Below are 7,172 nucleotides of genomic sequence, written 5' to 3'. Positions count from 1 at the left end.
CGCCTGAACGAAGCGGTGGTGGCGATGCGCGCCACCCTCGAGAAACGCCCGCGCGAAAAAGTGCCGCTCGACTGGGCCGCTTCGCAGAACAATCTCGGCCTGGCGCTCTATGCGCTTTCCGAGCGCGAAGCCGCCGGCGAACATCTGACGCAAGCAGAAGTGGCCTACCGGCTGGCACTTGAGGAATACACACGCGAAAAGGCGCCGGTTGAGTGGGCGATGGTGGAGAACAATCTCGGCAACACGCTGGTGTCGCTCGGCATCCAACTCAACGACAAGGCGAAGATAAACGAGGCGGCCGACGCGCTCCGTGCCGCGCTCGAGGTGCGAACCCGTGAGACCTTCCCGGTTTCGTGGGCAACCAGTCGGCTCAACCTCGGCAACGCGCTGAGCGGTGTCGCTCGCTTCGATATGGGCACCGGTGCGCTCGAAGAGGCAGCTGCGGCCTATGACGATGCGCTGACGGTGTTTACCCGGCAGCGTTTCCCGATGGACTGGGCGTCGGCGCAGAACAATCTCGGTTCGATCTACCAGACGCTTGGCCAGCGCACCAGCGACGCGGCCAAGCTGGAGCAGTCAGCCGCGGCGTTCCGGGCCGCGCGGCAGGTCTATGTCAGACGGAAATTCCCGCAGGACTGGGCAATGAGCCACTACAATCTCGGCAACACGCTGCAGCTTCTGGGCGGCGTGACCGACAAGCCCGAACATTACGGTGAGGCCATTGCCGCCTACCGCGATGCGTTGCGCGAGTACAAGCGCGAGACGAACCCGCGCCAATGGGCGCTGGCCCAGGCCGGTCTCGGCTCGACGCTGCATTGGCTGAGCATGAGCGATGCCAATCCCAAGACCCTGCAGGATTCAATCGCCGCACGGCGGGCAGCACTCGAAGTGCTGACCATCGACGCCGCGCCAATCGACTGGGCCAACGCCCAGAACGGCGTCGGCATGAGCCTGCTCAACCTCGGCAATCTCGAACGCACCGACAAATATCTCGGTGATGCCGAGGCCGCCTTCACGGCGACGCTGAAGGTGTTCACCAGGGAAAGCCTGCCCATGCAATGGGCCTTCGCGCAGAACAATCTCGGCGACGTCAGCTGGAATCGGGCCAGCTATGGTGGTGGCAAGGTCGAATATCAAAAAGCGATCGGATTCTTCGAGAACGCCAAGCAGGGCTTTACCGAAGCCGGCTACACCATGCCCATCCCGCTCACCGACCAGAAGATCGATCTGGTGAAGAAGCAGATGGCGAAAAAGTAGGTCTACGCTTCCCGCCGACCGCGCCTTGTCTTTCGGCTGGCTTTACCGTCCCTATATGTCCTGCCACCGGAACCCATTGCCGGGAACCGGAGAAGGATAGCGGATGATTCGATTTGCCTTGGCGTTGTTCCTGCTTGTTGTTCCCGGCGTGGCGCACGCCACGGATGCAGGCTGGGCGCTGCTGCGCGATGGCGGACATGTCGTGCTGCTGCGCCATGCCATGGTCACCGGCACCACCGATCCGGCCAATTTCGACATCGACAGCTGCGCCACCCAGATGAACCTGTCGGCGCGCGGCAAGCAGCAGGCAAGCAAGATCGGCGCTCTGTTTGCCGCGCGGGCGGCACCGATCGAGCGCGTACTGTCCAGCCGCTATTGCCGCTGCCTCGACACCGCCCGCATCGCCTTCGAGGCCGAGCCGGAACCGTTTGCGCCGCTTGATCTCCTGAAGAGCGATCCGGCCGAGAAGGCAGCACAGCTCGACGCGATCATGAAGGAAATCCGCGCCTATTCCGGCTCCGACAATCTGGTCATGGTCACCCATCTGGAAGACATCGTGGCGCTGACCGGCATCTCGCCGCGCGAAGGCGAGGCCGTGGTCGTCGAGCCGCAGGGCGATGGCCTGCGCGTGCTCGGCCGCGTCACCTTCTGAGCGCACCGCGCGCGATTGCTGACGCCGAAAGCGGTGTTGCCGAAATGCCACCTCTGAAGGTAGCCGCAAATCCGCTATGACAATGCGGCTTGCGACAACCCGTCGCAGGCGCTATAGGCGCGCTCCCGGTCACGAGAACCGAAGTGAGCACAACGGTTGGAGCTTTCGTCTCCGCCCGTGCAGGCGGCTTTGCCGCTCTGTATACGGCGCCGCTTTGGGGATTGGGATCGTGGATGTAGCTCAGTTGGGAGAGCGCCGGACATAATCCGGAGGTCGGGGGTTCGAGTCCCTTCATTCGCACCACGGATAGCTCAGTTTGGTTAGAGCATCAGATTGTTAATCTGACTGTCGAAGGTTCGATTCCTTCTCCATTTGGCCTTGAAAAGCCATCCGAAAAACGGTCCGGGGACTGGAATGCGAAAGACTGGACGGGTGACCCAAGCCCTCGGGCGCGGATCATTCCAGCGTCTTTCGCCGTCGGCTCGCGGCCAGGCTCGCGGTGACGATCAAGGCGCAGTGTCGCCGGCAAGGGAGGCCAAGGCCTCCGGCGCCCGCTTCGCTGCCCCGCGATCCGCTCCCGAAGGCCCGCCACGGATTGATGCCACCAGTCCCCGGATCATTCGTGCCTGGGCTGTGACGCAAGAGACGACGCGAAACGAGAAACGAAAGGAACGATCGACGCATGACTTGACGCCTCGCATGGGGCCATGCCCGACAGGAGTAAGACAATGACAATTCTCGACAAGGTTCTTGGACGCGAGCGCGTCCTCGTAAAGGAAAACGAACGTGCCCTCACCCTCCACAAGGGTGAGATCAAGGCTGTCCTGCTGCCGGGCGAGCACTGGCTCGCCAACCGGCGCGGCAGCCTCGAAGTGTCTCGGCACGATCTGAAGAACCCGGAATTCGTTTCGGCATACGAGAAGGCGTTGTTCGACAAGCTTCCGGATGTGGCCGCGCGTCATTTCACCGTCGTTCGCACCGGGCGCACGGATGTCGCTGTCATCGAGCGTGACGGCAATCTGCATGCCGTGCTGGCGCCGGATCGCAAGCTCGTGCTGTGGACGGATGCCGGCCCTTGGAAGGTGACGCTGATCGACACGTCAGTCGATCTCGCCATCGATGCGGCGGTCATGCGCCGGCTCGGCCAGGCCCGGAAGGCGGAATTGATGTCCGTCCATCCGGTCGTCGATGGTCAGGCCGGGCTGCTGTTCATCGACGGCGTCCTGGTCAGGACGCTGACGGCGGGCGTGCATGGCTTCTGGAACGTCGGACGCATGGTGCAGATCAAGGTCGTCGACCTCAAGCGCCAGTCGCTCGACGTTGCCGGGCAGGAAGTGCTGACCAAGGATCGCGTGACGATCCGCGTCAACATCGCAGCCGAATACCGGGTCGTCGATCCGGTCAAGGCGGTCAGCATGGTGAAGGACTTCTCCGAAGCCCTCTACCGCGCCCTGCAATATGCCTTCCGCAAGACGCTTGGCGCGCTGACACTCGATCAGATCCTCGAAAAGAAGGTGACGATCGACGAGGAGGCGGCAGCCAAGGTCCGTGCCGATATGGCCGAGATCGGCGTGGAGGTCAGCGATATCGCCCTCAAGGATGTCATCCTGCCGGGCGAAATGCGCGAGATCCTCAACCAGGTGGTGTCGGCCGAAAAGCAGGCCGAGGCCAACATCATCCGTCGCCGCGAGGAGACGAACGCGACCCGTTCCCTCCTCAACACGGCCAGGGTGATGGCGGAAAACCCGGTGATGCTGCGGTTGAAGGAGCTCGAGGCGCTGGAGACCATCGCCGGCAAGGTCGAGCGGCTGACCGTCCACAACGGAACGGGCGGGCTGCTCAACGACCTGGTCAAGCTCCGCGACAGCTGATGCATGTCGCCAAAAGTGTTCCGGTTTGGGAAAACGACATGCATCGAAATAGAGGCTGACGTGGCGTCAACTGAAGGGCCGCCGGGTAAAACCGGCGACCCTTCTTGCGTTTCGAAGGCACCCTACCCATCTGCGCCCGGCGTATCAGGCCTTTTCCTGCCGGAAAAAACCGATTAGACAGCGCCCAAACAAGATGCGGACAGATTCCGCCCGCAACCGAAGGAAAAGCCCTTGTCCACCACGTTCGACAAAGTCGCCAAGATCATTGCCGACACCAGCGAGATCGATATCGACACCATCACGCCCGAGAGCCACACGATCGACGATCTCGGCATCGACAGCCTCGATTTCCTCGACATCGTCTTCGCCATCGACAAGGAATTCGGCATCAAGGTGCCGCTGGAAAAGTGGACCCAAGAGGTCAATGACGGCAAGGCTTCGACCGACGATTACTTCGTCATGAAGAACCTGTGCGCCAAGATCGACGCGCTGGTTGCCGCCAAGACTGCCTGACGTCGGTTGAGCGCACGATCTTGACGCGCTCTGCCGCCTGACCCACAAAGCCGCCCATGAGCAGCCCCCGCGACGTCGTCATCACTGGTATCGGCCTTGTCTCCTCGCTGGGGGAAGGTCCTGATGCCCATTGGCAGAAGCTGGCGCAGCCGGGCCCGCAGCCGGTGTTCGAAGCGACGCGCTTTGCGCCCTATACCGTCCATCCGCTGCCTGAGATCGACTGGAACCTGCAGATCGCCAAGCGTGGCGACCAGCGCCAGATGGAAACCTGGCAGAGGCTCGGCACCTATGCTGCCGGCCTTGCACTGGACGACGCCGGCATCAAGGGCAATGACGAACTCTGCGCGACCATGGACATGGTTGTGGCCGCAGGCGGTGGCGAGCGCGACGAGGCGGTCGATGCCGCCATTCTCGCCGCTTCGGAAAGCCGCAATGACCGCGATGTGCTGCTCAACGAGAAATTGACCACCGAGTTGCGGCCGACACTGTTCCTGGCCCAGTTGTCCAACCTGCTCGCCGGCAACATCTCTATCGTCCACAAGGTCACCGGTTCGTCCAGAACCTTCATGGGCGAGGAAGGTGCCGGCGTCGCCGCAGTCGAGACGGCCGCCGCACGCATCCGCTCGGGCCAGTCGACGCACATCCTGGTCGGCGGTGCCTTCCAGACCGAACATTCCGATATGCTGCTCGGCTATGAACTCGCCGGCTATCTGCATCGCGGCCCGTGGAAGCCGGTCTGGCAGAGACAGGGCACTGAGGGCGGTGGCGTCGTGACCGGCTCCGGCGGCGCCTTCCTGGTGCTGGAGCAGCGCGAACACGCGATGAGCCGCGGCCGCAAGATCTATGCTGAACTTGGGCCGGTCGTCTCCGGCCGCGCCCGGCGGCGACGGGGAGAACTCGACGCCGAGATCGCCGCGCTGTTCAAGCAGGCTGCGTTGCCGAACGGCAAATTGCTGGCCCTGTCGGGCGCATCGGGGGCGCATGCGGCGACAACAGCCGAGAAGGCAGCGCTCGATGCCAATCCGGCGATCTCCGCGCGTGGCTTCTCGACGCTGACCGGGCACATGAAGGAAGCGCAGTTTCCTTTCGCAGTGGCGCTGGCGGCACTCGCTGTCGACCGCAAGGCCGCCTACCCTGTCTTTGATGCCACAGCCGAGACGCCGTTCGAAGGCGTTCCCGCAACCGTCCTTGCAACGGCGATCGGCTATCACCAATTCGAGGGCATGGCGCTGGTCAATGCCGCGTAACGCGGCTCCACGATCCATGCTGCAACGATAAGAGGGCTCCCGGATGGCCAATCTCAGAGATCACATGGGCAGGCCGATCGTCGCCGTCACCGGCATCGGCGTGGTGACCTCGCTTGGCGTCGGCAAATCAGACAACTGGGCGGCGCTGACCTCCGGCAAGTCGGGCATTCACCCGATCACCCGCTTTCCCATCGATCAACTAAACACCCGCATCTCCGGTATGGTCGATTTCCTGCCGTCGAGTTCGAAAGGTGCCAGCCCACTCACCTATGAGCTAGCCGAGCTTGCGGGCCTCGAGGCGGTGACCGAATCCGGTCTTGATTCCAGCGATTTCGGCGGACCGCTCTTCCTCGCATCGCCGCCGGTCGAACTCGACTGGGCCGAGCGCTTCTCGCTCTACAATTCTGACAAGGACAAAGATAACACCGCCGCCGAACGACTGCTTCGGGTCGCGCGTAGCTTGAAAGAGCTGGATATTTTCGAGACCACCCAGTTCGGTTCGATCGCCGACCGCCTTGCCGACCGCCTTGGCACACGTGGTCTGCCGATCACGCTGTCGACGGCTTGCGCTTCAGGTGCCACCGCGATCCAGCTCGGTGTCGAGGCGATCCGACGCGGCGAATGCGACCGTGCGCTGTCGATCGGCGCGGACGGTTCCGCGACCGCCGAGGCATTGATCCGTTTCTCATTGCTTTCGGCGCTCTCCACGCACAACGACATTCCCGAAAAGGCATCGAAGCCTTTCTCCAGAGATCGCGACGGCTTCGTGTTGGCCGAGGGATCCGGTGCGCTGGTGTTGGAATCGCTTGAGACGGCATTGGCTCGCGGCGCGACTATTCTCGGCGTCCTGGGCGGTTGCGGCGAGAAGGCCGACGACTTCCACCGCACCCGCTCCAAGCCGGACGCTTCGCCGGCCATCGCCGCGGTTCGCGCCGCTCTGGCCGATGCCGGCCTGAGTGAAGACGAGATCGACCACGTCAATGCCCATGGCACCTCGACGCCGGAAAACGACAAGATGGAGTATCTGGCGCTGTCGACCGTGTTCGGCGAGCGGATCGGCTCGATGCCGGTCTCGTCGAACAAATCGATGATCGGCCACACACTGTCGGCGGCGGGCGCTGTCGAGGCGGCGTTCTCGCTGATGACGATGCGCGAAAGCGTCATTCCGCCGACTATCAACTATGACAATCCCGACCCCGCGATCGTGCTCGACGTGGTACCGAACAAGAAGCGCAATGCCGAGGTCCGCACCGTTCTATCGAACTCCTTCGGCTTCGGCGGCCAGAACACTTGCCTTGTCATGGCGCGGGAACCGGTCTAAGCGACCTTTTTCAGCCAGACTGAACCGACAGGCCCCATGCGCGCATTGCAACTTATCGAGGACCGCCGTCTTGAGACGGTGGACCTGCCGCCTCCCCCACCGCCAGCACTCGGCGAAGTCACGCTGCGCATCAAGGCAGTAGCGCTGAACCATATCGACGTCTGGGGCTGGCGCGGCATGGCCTTCGCCAAGCGTAAGCTGCCGCTGGTCGTCGGTGCGGAGGCCTCCGGCGAGGTCGAGGCGGTCGGCCCCGGCGTTTCCAGCCTGCTGCCCGGACAATTGGTGTCGATCTACGGCGCGCGCACCTGCGG

Annotated in this window: 6 protein-coding genes, 2 tRNA genes and 1 pseudogene; all 9 read left to right on the top strand. The window is 63.1% G+C overall.

What is annotated here, in order from left to right:
• A pseudogene (locus tag EN943_RS33000) lies at positions 1 to 1,257 on the top strand (tetratricopeptide repeat protein); the annotation flags it as partial.
• A 103-nt stretch (positions 1,258 to 1,360) separates the two neighbouring features.
• The gene (locus EN943_RS32995) at positions 1,361 to 1,909 is read left to right on the top strand and encodes a histidine phosphatase family protein (protein WP_127416133.1); all 549 of its coding nucleotides are present in this window, start codon (positions 1,361 to 1,363) and stop codon (positions 1,907 to 1,909) included.
• A 229-nt stretch (positions 1,910 to 2,138) separates the two neighbouring features.
• Positions 2,139 to 2,212: transfer RNA gene (locus EN943_RS32990), tRNA-Tyr, on the top strand.
• Position 2,213: 1 nt separating this feature from the next.
• Positions 2,214 to 2,280, top strand: a tRNA-Asn gene (locus EN943_RS32985).
• Positions 2,281 to 2,637: 357 nt separating this feature from the next.
• A complete protein-coding gene (locus EN943_RS32980) occupies positions 2,638 to 3,780 on the top strand; it encodes a slipin family protein (protein WP_164778502.1) in 1,143 nt (380 codons plus the stop codon).
• Between the two features lie 231 nt (positions 3,781 to 4,011).
• Complete coding sequence (locus EN943_RS32975) at positions 4,012 to 4,293, top strand: acyl carrier protein (RefSeq protein ID WP_010909964.1); 282 nt, start codon at positions 4,012 to 4,014, stop codon at positions 4,291 to 4,293.
• A gap of 56 nt (positions 4,294 to 4,349) precedes the next feature.
• Positions 4,350 to 5,540, top strand: a complete 1,191-nt coding sequence (locus EN943_RS32970) for a beta-ketoacyl-ACP synthase (RefSeq protein WP_127416132.1) — start codon at positions 4,350 to 4,352, stop codon at positions 5,538 to 5,540.
• A gap of 43 nt (positions 5,541 to 5,583) precedes the next feature.
• On the top strand, positions 5,584 to 6,861 hold the full coding sequence (locus EN943_RS32965) for a beta-ketoacyl-ACP synthase (protein WP_127416131.1): 1,278 nt from the start codon (positions 5,584 to 5,586) through the stop codon (positions 6,859 to 6,861).
• Between the two features lie 36 nt (positions 6,862 to 6,897).
• On the top strand, positions 6,898 to 7,172 hold a 275-nt coding region (locus EN943_RS32960; protein ID WP_164778501.1), incomplete at its 3' end, for an alcohol dehydrogenase catalytic domain-containing protein.

This window comes from Mesorhizobium sp. M7A.F.Ca.US.006.01.1.1, assembly GCF_003997935.1.
Taxonomy (GTDB): Bacteria; Pseudomonadota; Alphaproteobacteria; order Rhizobiales; family Rhizobiaceae; genus Mesorhizobium.
Note: the sequence above shows the minus strand (reverse complement) of the source record. Positions and strands in the feature narration are given on the sequence as shown.